The 15,370-nt window shown below is 60.6% G+C and carries 13 protein-coding genes; 12 read left to right on the top strand and 1 reads right to left on the bottom strand.

Going from position 1 to position 15,370, the window contains the following annotated elements; all coding sequences use genetic code 11:
* Window positions 1-5: 5 nt before the first annotated feature.
* Both parE and parC read left to right on the top strand, forming a co-directional pair.
* A complete protein-coding gene (gene parE / locus F451_RS0118435; protein WP_020682888.1) occupies window positions 6-1,898 on the top strand; it encodes a DNA topoisomerase IV subunit B in 1,893 nt (630 codons plus the stop codon).
* A 40-nt stretch (window positions 1,899-1,938) separates the two neighbouring features.
* Window positions 1,939-4,194 carry a DNA topoisomerase IV subunit A gene (parC, locus tag F451_RS0118430; protein ID WP_020682887.1) on the top strand — a complete coding sequence of 752 codons (2,256 nt, stop codon included), beginning with the start codon at window positions 1,939-1,941 and terminating at the stop codon, window positions 4,192-4,194.
* A gap of 56 nt (window positions 4,195-4,250) precedes the next feature.
* Here parC and F451_RS26895 read toward each other — a convergent pair whose 3' ends face one another.
* A complete protein-coding gene (locus tag F451_RS26895) occupies window positions 4,251-5,852 on the bottom strand; it encodes a hypothetical protein (protein ID WP_020682886.1) in 1,602 nt (533 codons plus the stop codon).
* A 234-nt stretch (window positions 5,853-6,086) separates the two neighbouring features.
* Between F451_RS26895 and F451_RS0118420 the strand changes: the two genes are divergently transcribed.
* From F451_RS0118420 to F451_RS0118375, 10 genes are all read left to right on the top strand, one after another.
* On the top strand, window positions 6,087-7,343 hold the full coding sequence (locus F451_RS0118420) for a glutamate-5-semialdehyde dehydrogenase (protein WP_026291876.1): 1,257 nt from the start codon (window positions 6,087-6,089) through the stop codon (window positions 7,341-7,343).
* Between the two features lie 6 nt (window positions 7,344-7,349).
* Complete coding sequence (nadD, locus tag F451_RS0118415; protein ID WP_020682884.1) at window positions 7,350-8,018, top strand: nicotinate-nucleotide adenylyltransferase; 669 nt, start codon at window positions 7,350-7,352, stop codon at window positions 8,016-8,018.
* Between the two features lie 6 nt (window positions 8,019-8,024).
* A complete protein-coding gene (gene rsfS, locus F451_RS0118410; RefSeq protein ID WP_020682883.1) occupies window positions 8,025-8,366 on the top strand; it encodes a ribosome silencing factor in 342 nt (113 codons plus the stop codon).
* Window positions 8,367-8,371: 5 nt separating this feature from the next.
* Window positions 8,372-8,839, top strand: coding sequence for a 23S rRNA (pseudouridine(1915)-N(3))-methyltransferase RlmH (gene rlmH / locus F451_RS0118405; protein ID WP_020682882.1), 468 nt, complete (start codon window positions 8,372-8,374; stop codon window positions 8,837-8,839).
* 7 nt (window positions 8,840-8,846) lie between these two features.
* Window positions 8,847-10,769: a penicillin-binding protein 2 gene (gene mrdA, locus F451_RS0118400; protein WP_020682881.1), complete on the top strand. Its 1,923-nt coding sequence runs from the start codon at window positions 8,847-8,849 to the stop codon at window positions 10,767-10,769.
* Window positions 10,766-10,909: a hypothetical protein gene (locus tag F451_RS27850; RefSeq protein ID WP_156826552.1), complete on the top strand. Its 144-nt coding sequence runs from the start codon at window positions 10,766-10,768 to the stop codon at window positions 10,907-10,909. Before mrdA ends, F451_RS27850 begins: the two co-directional genes overlap by 4 nt.
* Before the next feature lie 70 nt (window positions 10,910-10,979).
* Window positions 10,980-12,122 (top strand): rod shape-determining protein RodA, encoded by a 1,143-nt coding sequence (gene rodA, locus F451_RS0118390; RefSeq protein WP_020682880.1) that lies wholly within the window; start codon window positions 10,980-10,982, stop codon window positions 12,120-12,122.
* Window positions 12,123-12,135: 13 nt separating this feature from the next.
* On the top strand, window positions 12,136-13,194 hold the full coding sequence (gene mltB / locus F451_RS0118385) for a lytic murein transglycosylase B (RefSeq protein ID WP_020682879.1): 1,059 nt from the start codon (window positions 12,136-12,138) through the stop codon (window positions 13,192-13,194).
* Window positions 13,191-14,060 (top strand): septal ring lytic transglycosylase RlpA family protein, encoded by an 870-nt coding sequence (locus F451_RS0118380; protein ID WP_169434538.1) that lies wholly within the window; start codon window positions 13,191-13,193, stop codon window positions 14,058-14,060. Before mltB ends, F451_RS0118380 begins: the two co-directional genes overlap by 4 nt.
* Window positions 14,061-14,197: 137 nt before the next feature.
* Window positions 14,198-15,361, top strand: a complete 1,164-nt coding sequence (locus tag F451_RS0118375) for a D-alanyl-D-alanine carboxypeptidase family protein (RefSeq protein ID WP_020682877.1) — start codon at window positions 14,198-14,200, stop codon at window positions 15,359-15,361.
* The last annotated feature ends 9 nt before the right edge of the window (window positions 15,362-15,370 follow it).

The following is a 15,370-nucleotide window of genomic DNA, read 5'->3' as shown; positions in this document are numbered from 1 at the left end:
AACCGATGGCGACACAATACACAGCCGAGGCGATTGAAGTCCTCAGTGGCCTGGACCCGGTAAAACGCCGGCCGGGCATGTATACCGAAACCGATCGTCCCAACCATCTGGCTCAGGAGGTTATCGACAACTCCGTCGATGAAGCGCTGGCCGGCCACGCCAAACAGATTGATGTTGTCCTGCACAAGGACGGTTCCATGACCGTGAGCGATGACGGCCGTGGCATGCCGGTGGATATCCACCCCGAGGAGCGGGTCAGTGGCGTTGAGCTGATACTCACCCGGCTGCATTCGGGCGGCAAGTTCAACAACGACAACTACCAGTATTCCGGCGGTCTGCACGGCGTGGGTGTGTCGGTGGTGAATGCGCTGTCCAAGCTGCTCGAGGTGCAGGTCAAGCGCGACGGCAATGTCTACCGCATTGGCTTTGCCGACGGTGACAAGGTCTCCGAGCTCGAGGTGGTGGACAGCTGCGGCAAGCGCAACACCGGCACCAGCTTGCGCTTTTTTCCGGACCCCAAATACTTCGACAGCCCGAAATTCAGCGTGCCGCGGCTCAAGCATGTACTGCGGGCCAAGGCGGTGCTCTGCCCGGGGCTGCGCGTCACCTTTGTCGACCAGGGCGATGCCAAGGCCGAGAAGGACGAATGGTATTACGAAGATGGCCTGGTGGCCTACCTCAAGGGCTCGACCCAGGTGTTCGAGGCACTGCCGGCAGAACCGTTCAGCGGCAGCCTGACCGGTGATGAGGATGCCGTGGAATGGGCCGTGCAGTGGCTGGCCGAGGGTGGCGACATGGTGGGCGAAAGTTACGTCAACCTGATTCCCACGGCCCAGGGCGGTACCCACGTGAACGGCCTGCGCACCGGTCTGCTCGAGGCCATGCGCGAGTTCTGCGAGTTCCGCAACCTGCTGCCCCGTGGCGTCAAACTCAGCGCCGACGATGTCTGGGAGCGTTGCTGCTATATCCTGTCGGCCAAGATGCGGGACCCGCAGTTTGCCGGCCAGACCAAGGAACGGCTGTCGTCACGCAAGATTGCCGCCTTTATCTCCGGTGCCATCAAGGATGCCTTCTCGCTCTGGCTGAACCGTCACGTGGAGGAGGGCGAGCAGCTGGCGGAACTGGTGATCAGCAACGCCCAGCGCCGGCTGCGTTCCAACAAGAAGGTGGTGCGCAAGAAAGTCACCCAGGGCCCGGCGCTGCCCGGCAAGCTGGCGGACTGTTCCGGTGGTGACACGATGCAGTCCGAGCTGTTTCTGGTGGAAGGGGATTCGGCCGGCGGTTCGGCCAAGCAGGCGCGGGACCGCGAGTTCCAGGCCATCATGCCGCTGCGCGGCAAGATTCTGAACACCTGGGAGGTGGATTCCGGCGAAGTGCTGGCATCGCAGGAAATCCATGATATTTCGGTCGCCGTGGGCGTAGAGCCTGGCTCGAATAACCTCGAGGGTCTGCGTTACGGCAAAGTCTGCATCCTGGCCGACGCCGACTCCGATGGACTGCATATCGCCACGTTGTTGTGTGCACTCTTCGTGCGGCATTTTCGTCCGCTGGTGGCCGCCGGTCACATCTATGTGGCCATGCCACCACTGTTTCGCATCGACGTCGCCAAGGAAGTCTTCTATGCGCTGGACGAGGACGAAAAGAACGGCATCGTCGAACGCATCCGTGCTGAGCGCAAAAACGCCAAGATCGGCGTGCAGCGCTTCAAGGGACTGGGTGAGATGAACCCGCTGCAGTTGCGCGAAACCACCATGGCGCCGGACACCCGCCGTCTGGTGCAGCTCACCATTGCAGCGGACGACGACACCGATGCAACCATGGACATGCTGCTGGCCAAGAAACGCTCGCCGGATCGCAAGAGCTGGCTCGAGGTCAAGGGCAACCTGGCTGATATCTGAGCATGGGCTGCGGTATCTGATGCACTGACGGAATGAAGTAATGAGTACAGAAACCACCTTTGAAAACGGCGTCGAGCGGCTCTCGCTGAAAGACTTCAGCGAAAAGGCGTATTTGGATTATTCCATGTACGTCATTCTCGACCGGGCGTTGCCCCATATCGGCGATGGCATGAAACCGGTGCAGCGCCGCATCGTCTATGCCATGTCGGAACTGGGTCTCAAGGCGACCGCCAAATACAAGAAGTCGGCCCGTACCGTGGGCGACGTTTTGGGCAAGTTCCATCCCCACGGCGATTCGGCGTGCTACGAAGCCATGGTGCTGATGGCGCAGCCATTCAGTTACCGTTACCCGCTGGTCGACGGCCAGGGCAACTGGGGCTCCCCCGACGATCCCAAGTCCTTTGCCGCCATGCGTTATACCGAATCGCGCCTGGCACCCTATGCCGAGGTGCTGCTGCGCGAACTCGGCCAGGGGACCGTCGACTGGCTGCCCAACTTCGATGCCACCTTGCAGGAGCCCGCCGTGCTGCCGGCGCGCCTGCCCAACGTGCTGCTCAATGGCACCACCGGCATTGCCGTGGGCATGGCGACCGATATTCCGCCACACAACCTGCGCGAAGTCACCCAGGCGTGCCTGCATCTGCTGGATCATCCGACGGCGGATGTGCAGTCGCTGTGCGAATTCATTCCGGGGCCCGACATGCCCACGGATGCCGAGATCGTCACGCCGGCGCATGAACTGCGCAAACTGTATGAAACCGGCCGTGGCTCGGTGCGCATGCGCGCGGTCTATATTCGCGAACAGGGCGAAATTGTAATTACGTCGTTGCCGCACCAGGTCTCTGGCGCCAAGATTCTGGAGCAGATCGCCGCACAGATGCAGGCCAAGAAGCTGCCGATGGTGGCGGATCTGCGTGATGAGTCGGATCACGAAAATCCGACCCGGCTGGTGATCATTCCGCGCTCCAATCGCGTTGATATCGATCAGTTGATGGCGCACCTGTTTGCATCCACCGATCTGGAGCGCAGCTACCGCGTTAACCTCAACATGATCGGCATTGATGGCCGGCCGCAGGTGAAGGATCTGCGCCAGATCCTGACCGAGTGGCTCAGCTGGCGGACCCAGGTGGTGCGCCGCCGGTTGCAGTACCGTCTCGACAAGGTGATGGACCGGCTGCACCTGCTTGAAGGCCTGATGATCGCGTACCTCAATATCGACGAGGTCATCGCCATTATCCGCTACGAGGAGGAACCCAAGGCCGAGATGATCCGCCGCTTCAATATCAGTGAGCGCCAGGCTGAGGCGATTCTGGAACTCAAGCTGCGCCACCTGGCCAAGCTCGAAGAGTTCAAGATCCGCGCTGAGCAGGACGAGCTGGAAGCTGAACGCAAGCGTATCGAAGAAATCCTGGGGTCCGATTCCCGGCTGCGCAAGCTGATCAAGGACGAGTTGAAAGAAGACGCCAAAACCTATGGCGATGACCGCCGCTCGCCGATCGTGCAACGCGATGAAGCCCAGGCGTTCAGTGAAAAGGATCTGCTCAGTGCCGACCCTGTCACGGTGGTTATTTCCAAGCAGGGCTGGATTCGTGCCGCCAAGGGGCATGAGATCGATGCCGAAGGCCTGAGCTACAAGTCCGGTGACAGTTTCAAGCTGGCCTGTGCCGGGCGCATGAACCAGCCCACGCTGCTGTTCGATTCAACCGGGCGCAGTTATACCCTGGATACCCATACCCTGCCCTCGGCGAGGGGACAGGGAGAGCCAGTGACCAGTCATCTGTCCCTGCCCAAGGGCGCAACCATCGAAGGCATGATTTCGGGGCAGGATAATGACCGGGTACTGCTGGCCTCGGATGCGGGCTATGGCTTTGTCGCCAAGGTGTCGGATCTGAGCAGCAAGACCAAGAATGGCAAGGCGGCGCTGACGCTGCCGGAGGCCAGCCTGACGCTGGCACCGATTCTGGTGAAGGACGTGGCGCGGGATCTGCTTGCGGCGGTGACCAATGAAGGCAGACTGCTGGTCTTCCCGGTAGCCGATCTGCCCGAACTGGCGCGCGGCAAGGGCAACAAAATCATCAACATTCCGGGCGCCAGGGCCAAGGCGCGGGAAGAGTATCTGACCGCCCTGGTGACGCTGGATCCGGATACCACCCTGGTGGTGCATGCCGGGCGTCAGCATCTGAAGCTGAAGGCGGCGGAGCTGGATCACTACCGGGGAGAGCGGGGCCGTCGCGGCAACAAGCTGCCACGGGGCTATCAGCGGGTTGACCGGCTGGATGTGGAGGGCGCCGGCTAGCAGCCCCTCTGCCAGAGCGCCGACGACACGCCGTTGTCAGCGCTCCTGAATTCCCGCTAGTCGAACTTGCTGACCAGATGGCTGGCCTGTCGTTCCAGCAGCTCCTCGTAATCCTCGCTCAGGCGATGTATCAGTACCTTGTCTTCGTCTTCGCGCCTGATGTCGGCGTGCTCCAGCAAGTTGTCCTTGAGATCCGGCACTTCGGTCAGCGCTGTGTGGCTGATCAGTTCATTGCTCTGGGTGCTGCGGGTCAGGAACTGGGCTTCTTCCAGCATCAGGGATGGCGTATTGACGTTCCCCCGTACCAGCGCGATATGCAGATTCAGTACCGGCAGGAAGTTGCGGATGCGGCGTTGATTAAAGGCCCGGTACAGCAGGGCGAACAACTTGGCAGCACAGAGTGCATTGGCGCCATGGGCATCATCGTCGGTGGGCTCGCGGAACCAGATGTGCAGGTCGCCATTGTCCTGGGGCTCGATTTCGCCACTGTAGATCTCGGCGATCTGCTGGGCACACTGGCTGTACTGCGCCAGTAGGTCGGCGCGCTCATCTGCACCTACATACTCTGCATGGCCGCTGGCGGCGTCCACCAGCAACAGGTAGCGGGCCTCGTGTGGCGCCAGAATCAGTTCCAGTTCGTGCTCGAAACTGTAAAGGCCCAACTGGGTTTCGGCGCGCTCGCGCAGCGGGTTGGGCGCGCTCGGCCGCGGTGGTTCGACAGGCGTGCTGTCATCATCGTCAAACTCCAGGGCTTCATCGATAAAGCTGGGCTCGTGCGAGCGGTCGGTATCGTCCTGCTGCGGCACCGAGGGCGTGAAACGGGGCATCAGGCGTTGCTTGACGGGGCGTAACAGGTCGAGGAGCCCCTCGAAACCGGACTCTTCCCGCGGCGCGTGCCTGTCTTTCGCGTTGTCCTGATCATCTTCCTGATCGAACTCATCGTCGTCCTGCGTGTCTTCTTCGAACGCACGTTCTCGCTGCATCGCCTCGCTCGAATCCGGGTCTTCGGACAGGCTGTCTTCTGCCTGGCGTGTTTCTGCCTGAGCGCTATCCGCCAGAACCTCGTCGTATTGCGCAGTGTCGCCGGATTCGGCGTCAAGCGGCACTGTCTCGTTCGGGTCCTGTGCGTCCGGTTGCGGTGCCGGGCGTGCATTCAGTGCCACGGCCAGGGTCAGGAGTGCTGCCAGGGCGCTTGCGATCCAGAGCGATGCCACCAGAATGAGTTGCGCTAGGCGCTGTGCCCGGGCAGGCGCCGGGTCGAGCCAGAACAGCATGCGCCCGAGTGATTGCTGCTCGCGTTCCAGTATCAACTCGCGCTCCAGCGGGCCTTCGGTCTCGCCGCTGCGGGCGACCAGCTCGTTGGTCTGGTTGTACAGTGCGATGCCGCGGACTTCGGGCTGGTCGCCCAGTTCGTTCAGCAGGTAGTTCAGGCTGACACGGTCGTCGGCCAGCAGCAGTGGCTGCAGCAAGACGGCGGACTGGCGCATCAGCTTGTCGCCGGCGTCGATGGTCTGCACCCGGGCGTCCTGGCTGGCGCCGAACCACAGATAGCCGCTGCTGAGCAGCAGACCACAGGTCAGGATCATGGCCAGTTGCAGCAGCAGGCGACGACGCAATGGGGACGGAATGGCGGTGATGTGGTGCTGGACTGCGGACATAGTGGGCTGGGGTATCCGAGGAAGCGTGGACATTGGACGAAACCGATCATAACAGCTCAACAGTAGCCGGCACAGTGTTGCCGGACTGGATGTTGCAGTGCCCACACAGGCCATTTAATACGCAAGCTGCGCCCGCGGATACGGTGCCTTGCAGCAAAAGTGAAATCCTTCATGCAACAACCGGGTTCCGGACGGTATAATGCGCAGGTTAACGACCGGAGCTAAGGGCAGGGCATGAACGTAGAGTCATACATGATCGAGCTGGGTCAGCGTGCACGCGAGGCGTCACGACTGATGGCACGCGCTGAAACCGGCATCAAGAACAGGGCGTTGCTGTATATGGCCGAGGCCATCGAAGCGGGGCGCGATACCCTGGTCAGCGCGAATCGCCAGGATCTGGAGAGTGGTCGGGCCAGTGGTCTGGACGCGGCCATGCTGGACCGTCTTGAGCTGACGCCGGCACGCATCGATACCATGATCGAGGGCCTGCGTCAGGTGGCGACCCTGGCGGATCCGATTGGTGGCATTACCGACATGAACTACCGCCCCAGTGGCATACAGATCGGCAAGATGCGCGTGCCGCTGGGTGTGATCGGCATCATCTATGAGTCGCGTCCCAATGTGACGGTCGAGGCGGCGAGCCTGTGCCTGAAATCCGGTAATGCCGCCATTCTGCGCGGCGGCTCCGAGTCTATCCATTCAAACCAGGCGATTGCGGCATGTATCGCCGCCGGTCTGCAGCGTGCCGGCCTGCCGCAAACCGCGGTGCAGGTGGTCGAAACGACCGATCGCGCCGCCGTGGGCCAGCTGATTACCATGCCCGAGTATGTCGACGTGATCGTACCGCGCGGCGGCAAGGGCCTGATCGAGCGGGTCAGCCGCGATGCACGGGTGCCGGTGATCAAGCATCTGGACGGTATCTGCCATGTCTATATCGACAGCGACGCGGACACCTCCAAGGCCATCAATATCGCCATCAATGCCAAGACGCACCGCTATGGTACCTGCAATACCATGGAAACCCTGCTGGTTGACAGCAGCGTGGCTTCCGACGTGCTGCGCGAGCTGGCCGGTGCCTACGAGCAGGCCGGTGTGGAGCTGCGTGGCTGTGAGCGTACCTGCGCGCTGCTGCCCCAGATCCTGGCGGCGACCGAAGAAGACTGGTCTACCGAATACCTGGCGCCCATCCTGTCAATCCGTGTGCTGGATGGCATGGATGAGGCCATCAGCCATATCAACCGGTATGGTTCGCACCATACCGATGCGATCGTGACGGAAAACTACACCAAGGCTCGCCGCTTCCTGCGTGAAGTGGATTCAAGTTCCGTGATGGTCAATGCGTCGACCCGTTTTGCCGACGGTTTCGAGTACGGCCTGGGAGCCGAAATCGGCATTTCCACCGACAAGATTCATGCCCGCGGCCCGGTCGGTCTGGAAGGGCTGACATCGCAGAAATACGTGGTGCTGGGTGATGGTCATATCCGTACTTAAGCGGACATGAGTAGCAGCCGGTCCAACGAGGCCCTGGTTTTCATGGGCGGTACCTTCGACCCCGTACACAACGGTCACCTGCGCACTGCGCTGGAGATCCAGCAGTGGATGGGCGTCGAGCAGGTCTGCCTGATTCCCTCGAACACCCCGGTGCACCGTGAGCAGCCTGGCTGCTCGCCGGAACAGCGCCTGGCCATGGTGCGCCTTGCGGTGGAGCATGAGCCGGCCCTGTGTGTGGATGCGCGCGAGGTGCTGTCGGAAAAACCCTCCTACAGTCTGCTGACACTGCAGTCGCTACGGGCCGAGATCGGGCCGGACCGGCCGCTGTGCATGGTGTTGGGGATGGACGCCTACCTCGGACTGCCCAGCTGGCATGGCTGGGAACAACTGACTGACTGCTGTCACATCATCGTGGTGTGTCGGCCGGGTTATGTCTATGAGCCGGATGAGCGGATGCGCAATTTTCGCCGTGTCCACGAAACCCGTTCGCTTGAAACCGTGCTGGGATCGCCCTGTGGCCGTGTGCTGATGCACGAACTTACGCCGCTGAGTATCTCGGCCACCCAAATTCGCCAGCTGGTGGCGAAGGGGCTATCACCCCGTTATCTGTGTCCGGACCCCGTCTGGCACTACATGCAACAACACAAACTTTACGTGATTGAAGAGGATAGTTAACCCAAGATGCGGATTGATCAACTGGTCACACTGGCGCAAACCGCGCTGGAAGATATGAAAGCCAAAGATATCGTGCTGCTTGATGTGCAGGGCAAGTCCAGTGTTACAGACTTCATGCTGATCGCCAGCGGAACCTCTCACCGCCATGTGAACTCCATCTCCCAGGAAGTGATCGAGAAGGCGAAAGAAGCGGGTGTGATGCCGCTGGGTACCGAAGGTCAGACGGTGGGTGACTGGGTACTGGTGGATCTGGGCGATGTTGTCGTCCACGTCATGATGCCCGATGCCCGCAGCTTCTACGATCTGGAACGTCTGTGGAGCTTTGACACGGCCCAGGCGGCAGAGTAACGGCGATGAAAGTACGCCTGATTGCCATTGGCGGCAAGATGCCAGGCTGGGTAACCCAGGGCTACGACGAGTATGCCAAGCGGTTGCCGGCGGATCTGACATTGGAACTGGTGGAGCTGCCCCTGGGTCACCGTGGCAAGGGCGCGGATCTCGCCCGGGCCAAGCGCCAGGAGGGCGATCAGATGCTCGCAGCCATCCCCAAGGGAGATCTGGTGGTGGCGCTGGAGGTGGAGGGGCGCAACTGGTCGACCGAACAGCTGGCAGCGAACATGGAAGGCTGGCGCATGGAAGGTCGTAACGTCTCGTTGCTGATCGGTGGTCCGGACGGCCTGGACGCCCGTTGCAGTGCCGCGGCTGATCAGCGCTGGTCGCTGTCGGCGTTGACATTGCCTCACCCGCTGGTGCGGGTGCTGCTGGCAGAGCAGCTGTACCGCGCCTGTACCATTTTGCAGGGTCACCCCTACCACAAATAGCGATTTCATGGCCTTCGAACGCTTCAAGGATTACAGCCAGGAAAGCCGCACCTTTGGTGTTCGGGCAACGCTGGCCTTCGCGCTGGTGCTTACGCTGGTGGCGGTACTGGTTGGACGACTCTATTTCCTCCAGGTGGTGGAGTACGACCGTTATGCCGCGATGTCGGAAGACAACCGGGTGCATCTGCAGCCGGTGGCGCCCACTCGCGGGCTGATTTATGACCGCAACGGTGTACTGCTGGCGGACAACCGCCCCAGTTACAGCGTGACGGTGCTCAAGGAAGAAGTGCGGGATCTCGAGGGCACGCTTGATATTCTGCAGCAGCTGATTCCCATCACCGAGTCGGAACTGGAGCGTTTCCACAAGCGTTACCGTCAGCGGCGTCGCCCCTTTGAAACGGTACCGGTACGCTTTCGCCTCACTGAACCCGAGATTGCCCGCATTGCCGTCAACTATCACCGATTGCCGGGGATTCAGGTCGAAGCCGATCTGATTCGCTATTACCCCTACGGTGAGGCCGTGGTACATGCGATGGGCTATGTCGGGCGTATCAACGAGGCTGAACTGCAGCGGGTCGAGGCCAACAACTACGCGGCGACCCACTACATCGGCAAGCTGGGCATCGAAAAATTCTATGAGCCGCAACTGCATGGTCGAGTGGGCTTTCAGAAGGTCGAGACCAATGCCCGCGGCCGTGTATTGCGCGTGCTCGAACGTGTCGATCCGGTACCGGGGGATGACCTGGTATTGAGCCTGGATCTGCGCCTGCAGCAGATTACCGAACGGCTGATCGATGGGCGCCGTGCGTCGGTTGTGGCGATCGATCCCAAGACGGGAGGCATTCTGGCGCTGGTGAGCGAGCCGGGTTATGACCCCAACCTCTTCGTCACCGGTATCTCGACGACCGATTACAGTGCGCTGCGGGACTCGCCCGACCTGCCGCTGTTTAACCGCGCGCTGCGTGGCGGTTATCCGCCGGGTTCCACCATCAAGCCGGTGATTGCACTGGCGGCGCTGGATTCGGGTACCGTCTCGCCGAGCCATTCGGTGTGGGACCCCGGCTTTTTTACCCTCAGTCAGGGCGGTCGGCGCTATCGCGACTGGAAACGCGGCGGCCATGGCCGGGTGGATCTGAATCTGGCCATGGCACAATCTTGTGACGTCTGGTTCTACGATGTGGGCTATCGCATGGGTGTGGATCGCATGTCCGACTACCTGGGCCGCTTTGGCTTTGGGCAGGTTACCAGCCTGGATCTGCCGGAAGCGGTACCCGCGGTGCTGCCGTCCAAGGAATGGAAGCGCGAGGCCCGCAAGCGCCCCTGGTATCCCGGTGATTCGGTCAATCTCAGTATTGGTCAGGGATTTCTTGTTGCAACGCCGCTGCAACTGGCAACCGCTGCGACGGTTTTGGCAAATCGCGGCAAGTGGGTGCAGCCCAAGCTTTTGCAGGGGGTGCGCACGGTGGCCGAGGGCGGTGAGATCAGTATTACCATGCCGCAACTGGCGGATGCCGAGCCGGTACCGCCTGATGTAAACGTCAAGTCCGATGCCTATTGGCAGCAGGTGATCAAGGGCATGGTGGATGTGATGCACGGTGAGCGTGGGACCGCGCGCAAGGCGGGGAAGGACTCGAGCTATATCATTGCGGGCAAAACCGGTACGGCGCAGGTCGTGGGCATCAAGCAGGATGAACGCTACGATGCCTCCAAACTGTCGGAGCGCAATCGCGACCATGCACTCTTCCTGGCATTCGCGCCGGCCGACGATCCGCAGATTGCTGTTGCCGTGGTGGTGGAAAACGGTGGCGGCGGCTCCAGTACGGCGGCTCCGATCGCCCGCCAGGTGATGGATGCCTGGCTGCTGGGCATCGATCCGAGCGCTGAACCGATTGATGAAACGGTGGTTCAGGAAGTGGAGATTTCACGATGAGTCCTGAGACGATCGTTTCGCAGCGGCGGCTACACCCAGGATCCGCCCGTCGGGTGATGGACGCCTGGCTGCTGGGCATTGATCCGAGCGCTGAACCGATAGACGAAACGGCGGTCCAGGAAGTGGAGATTTCACGATGAGTCCTGAGACGATCGTTCCCAGTGCCGATCCAATGGCCGAAGATGTCATTCAGGAAATGGAGATATCGCGATGAGCCTGCGTGACTTTCAGCGCACCATGCCTGAATCCGGTCAGCATCTGGCGACCCGGCCGGGCTGGTGGTCTTATACCCATCTCGATGCCTGGATGCTGCTGTTCCTGTTGCTGCTGTGTGGTTTTGGCCTGTTTGTGCTCTATAGCGCCTCTGGGCAGGACGTCGGCTATGTGAGTCGGCAGGCGCTTCGCATGGGGGCGGGCCTGTTCGTGCTGATAGCGCTGGCCCAGGTGAATCCGCGCCTGCTGGCGCGCTGGGCGCCCTGGATTTTCGCGGCCAGTGTGTTATTGCTGCTGGCGGTGCTGCTGGTGGGGGTGGGGGCCAAGGGGGCGCAGCGCTGGCTGGCGCTGCCGGGGTTTCGGTTTCAGCCTTCGGAAATCACCAAGCTGGTCCTGCCGCTGATGATTGCCTGGTATCTGTCGAGCCGGCCGTTACCGCCGCGACCGGTGCATATTGTGGTCTCGCTGGTGCTGTTGGGCATACCGTCGGTCATGATCATGAAACAGCCGGACCTGGGCACCTCGCTGCTGATTGCTGCCTCCGGCATCTTTGTACTGCTGCTGTCGGGCATCCTGTGGCGCTATGTGTTTGCCGCCATGCTGGCTGCCGGTGCTGCCCTGCCGGGGCTCTGGATGGTCATGAAAGACTATCAGCGTCAGCGGGTACTTACTTTTCTGGACCCCGAAAGTGATCCGCTGGGCAGTGGCTGGAATATAATCCAGTCCAAGACCGCGATTGGCTCGGGTGGAGTCTGGGGCAAGGGCTACATGGCAGGCACTCAGTCGCAGCTGGACTTTTTGCCTGAGTCCCACACCGACTTCATTATCGCGGTCATTGCCGAAGAACTCGGCCTGATCGGTGTATTGGTACTGCTGTTTCTGTACCTGCTGGTCATCGGCCGTGGCCTGATCATGGCCAGCAGGGCACCGGACAGTTTTGGTCGCCTTGTAGCGGGCAGTATTATTCTGACGTTCTTTGTGTATGTATTTGTAAACATCGGCATGGTCAGCGGACTGCTGCCGGTGGTTGGTGTGCCGCTGCCCTTGATCAGTTATGGCGGTACCTCTATTGTGACGCTGATGGCAGGGTTCGGCATTATGATGTCGGTTCATACCCATCGGCAGATGCTGCGTCGTTAAACAGGGATTTAGTATGCAAAAGATTTTGGTTCCCGCGTTGGTTTCACTGGCACTGGTATTACAGACTGGCTGTGCATCAACGGCGGTTGGTCATGTCAGCAAGGACGCAGCTGCAGAGAAGGTGACTGCTGCGGATCTGGGCAACGGTTATTCTCAGCATGCCGAGGCGCAGTCGCTGATTGATGAAATGGTGGCCGAAGGGGTGGATCGCGCTTATCTGGTGAACCTGCTGGACCAGGCGCAGCGTCAGGAATCCATTCTCAAGGCCATTTCGCGTCCGGCGGAAAAGCGCCTGACCTGGGGTGAGTACCGCAAGATCTTTATTGAACAGAAACGCATCGACCAGGGTATCCAGTTCTGGCGTGAGCACGCCGATACCCTGGCCCGGGCCGAGCAGGAATTCGGTGTGCCGGCCGAGGTCATCGTCGCCATTATCGGTGTCGAAACCCGCTATGGACGCATTACCGGCAGCTATCGCGTGATCGATGCACTGGCGACCCTGGGATTCGACTACCCCAAACGCGGCGCCTTTTTCCGCGGGCAGTTGAAAGAGTACGTGCAGCTGGTGCAGGAGGAACAGGTTGATCCGCTGTCGCTCAAGGGATCCTATGCCGGCGCGATGGGGTACGGCCAGTTCATTCCATCAAGCTATCGTGCCTATGCGGTAGATTTTGACGGTGACAATAAGCGCGATATCTGGAGCAACCCCGATGATGCCATCGGCAGTGTCGCCAATTACTTTGCCCGCCATGGCTGGAAACAGGATGAGCCTGTGATCAGCAACGTGGTGATCAACGGCACGGCAGATGCCGGCTGGTTTAATGCGGGCCTGGAGCCTGAAGTCACACTGGCGCAGTGGGCTGAGCGGGGGATCAACACGCATAGGGGGCTGGATCCGGCCCAGAAGGCGACCCTGATGCAACTCGAAACAGCCGAGGGTGATGAATACCGCTTCGGCCTGCATAACTTCTATGTCATCACGCGCTACAACCACAGCCGGCTCTATGGCATGGCGGTACACGAACTGAGCCAGATGATCGGTGCGGCTTACCGGGGGAGCAAGCAGGGGTGATCTTCCGAACAGTACGCGCACCTCTGGCATTGTTGCTGGCGCTGCTGGCCGGCTGTGCCTCCACGGTAAAGCAAAACGATGGCGCGGACGGCACTGTCGCGCCTGAAGCCAATGCCGGACGTTACTCAATGAAACACGACAAGGCGCCACTGGATGCGGTCGATGTATCCAAGGTGCCTGATGCCGTGCCCCGTCTTGAGCCTAAAAGCCTTGCAGGAAACCGCAGTCCCTACGAGGTGCTGGGGCAGCGTTATCATATTCTCGACTCTGCGCTGGGCTACAAGGAGAAGGGGACTGCATCCTGGTACGGTCGCAAGTTTCATGGCTACGAAACTTCCAACGGTGAAATCTACGACATGTACGGCATGACTGCCGCCCACAAGTCGTTGCCGCTGCCGAGCTACGTGCGGGTCACCAATCAGGATAATGGTCGTCAGGTGGTCGTGCGGGTGAATGATCGCGGCCCTTTTCATGAAGGGCGGGTGATCGATCTGTCCTACGCGGCCGCCTCGCGGCTGGGCATGTTGGGAAAAGGCACGGCCCGAGTTTCGCTGGAAGCACTGGATCCGCGCGCAATCCTGGCAGCGGCGCCTGCCGTTGCTGCCGACAAGCAAGGCGCCGCGGGTCCCGGACGCTACCTGCAGCTGGGCGCGTTCTCTGATCGTTCTGCGATCGAGCGTATCGAACAGCGACTTGGACAGCTTTCAGCCGGCCTCAATCTGAGGGTTTCTCCGGTAATCCAGCAAGGCCAGACCCTGTACCGTGTTCAACTGGGGCCCGTGCCTGACAGCGAAACCGAAGCGCGCCTGATGCGTGAGCTGGCCGATGCCGGTTACGCGGCGGCCCGGCCGGTGGACTTACCCTGATCGCCTGAGTAGAGTAGAACTTTTAGTCCCCGATGACGTCTACCCGGCACCCACTTTCCCGCAGACTGATAATGAGAATCATGGCTCAACGACCGATATACGCCCGACTATGCGGCTTTTTCCTCTGTTCACTTCTCATGGCCGGCCCCGTACAGGCCGAAACGCCGACCCTGAACCAGACCCCCACGCTCAATGCGGCCCCGACGTTGTCGCCGGCTGAGCTGATACCGGCATCACCCCAGATTGCAGCCACGTCCTATCTGGTGATGGATGCCGAAACGGGCGAGATTCTGCTCTCCAACAAGGAAGACGAGCAGTTTGCCCCGGCCAGCCTGACCAAGATGATGACCGCCTATATCGTTGAGTACGAGCTGGCCAAGGGCAACATATCCAAGGATGACCTGGTCCTGATCAGTGAAAAGGCATGGCGTACAGAAGGCTCGCGCATGTTCGTGCGTGAAGGTACTCAGGTCAAGCTGATCGATCTGCTGCAGGGCATCATTATCCAGTCGGGTAACGATGCCTCGGTTGCCGTGGCAGAGCATATCGCCGGCAGCGAATCCGCCTTCGCCGACCTGATGAACCAGCATGCCGGCCTGCTGGGCATGAAAAACACCTATTTCCGCAATGCCACCGGTTTGCCGGCGGATCAGCACATGTCCACGGCGCGCGACCTGGCGATCCTGGCACGGGCCATCATTCGCCAGTTCCCGGAAAACTATCCGATCTATTCCGAAAAGTACTTCACCTACAATGAGATTCGCCAGCCTAACCGCAACCGTCTGCTGTGGCGGGACGATTCGGTTGACGGCCTGAAAACCGGCCACACCGAAGAAGCGGGCTATTGCCTGGTGGCTTCGGCCAAGCGCGATGACATGCGTTTGATCAGCGTGGTGCTGGGTACCTCCAGTGAAGAGGCGCGGGCTCAGGAAACCCAGAAAATGCTGGCCTATGCGTTCCGCTACTACCGCACCCACAAGCTGTATGATGGCGGCACACCGCTGAATACTGCGACTGTCTGGGGTGGTCAGGGTAGCGAAGTGCGTCTGGGCCTGGCTGAGTCGCTGGCGGTGACCGTGCCCCGAGGGCAGACCGATCAGCTGGAAGCGGCCCTGGATGTTGATCGCGTGATCGAGGCGCCAGTGGTGCAGGGGCACGAATATGGCAGTGTTCGCGTGACGCTCAATGGCGCAACGGTACGCGAAGTGCCGCTGGTGGCACTTGAAGACATTGCCGAGGGTGGCCTGCTAAAACGTATCTGGCATAGCATCCTGCTGTTCTTTCTTAGCCTGATTGGCTAGCAGTCTGCT

This window comes from Marinobacterium rhizophilum DSM 18822 (assembly GCF_000378045.1).
Lineage (GTDB): Bacteria > Pseudomonadota > Gammaproteobacteria > Pseudomonadales > Balneatricaceae > Marinobacterium_A > Marinobacterium_A rhizophilum.
This window is presented reverse-complemented; position numbering and strand designations above follow the sequence as displayed.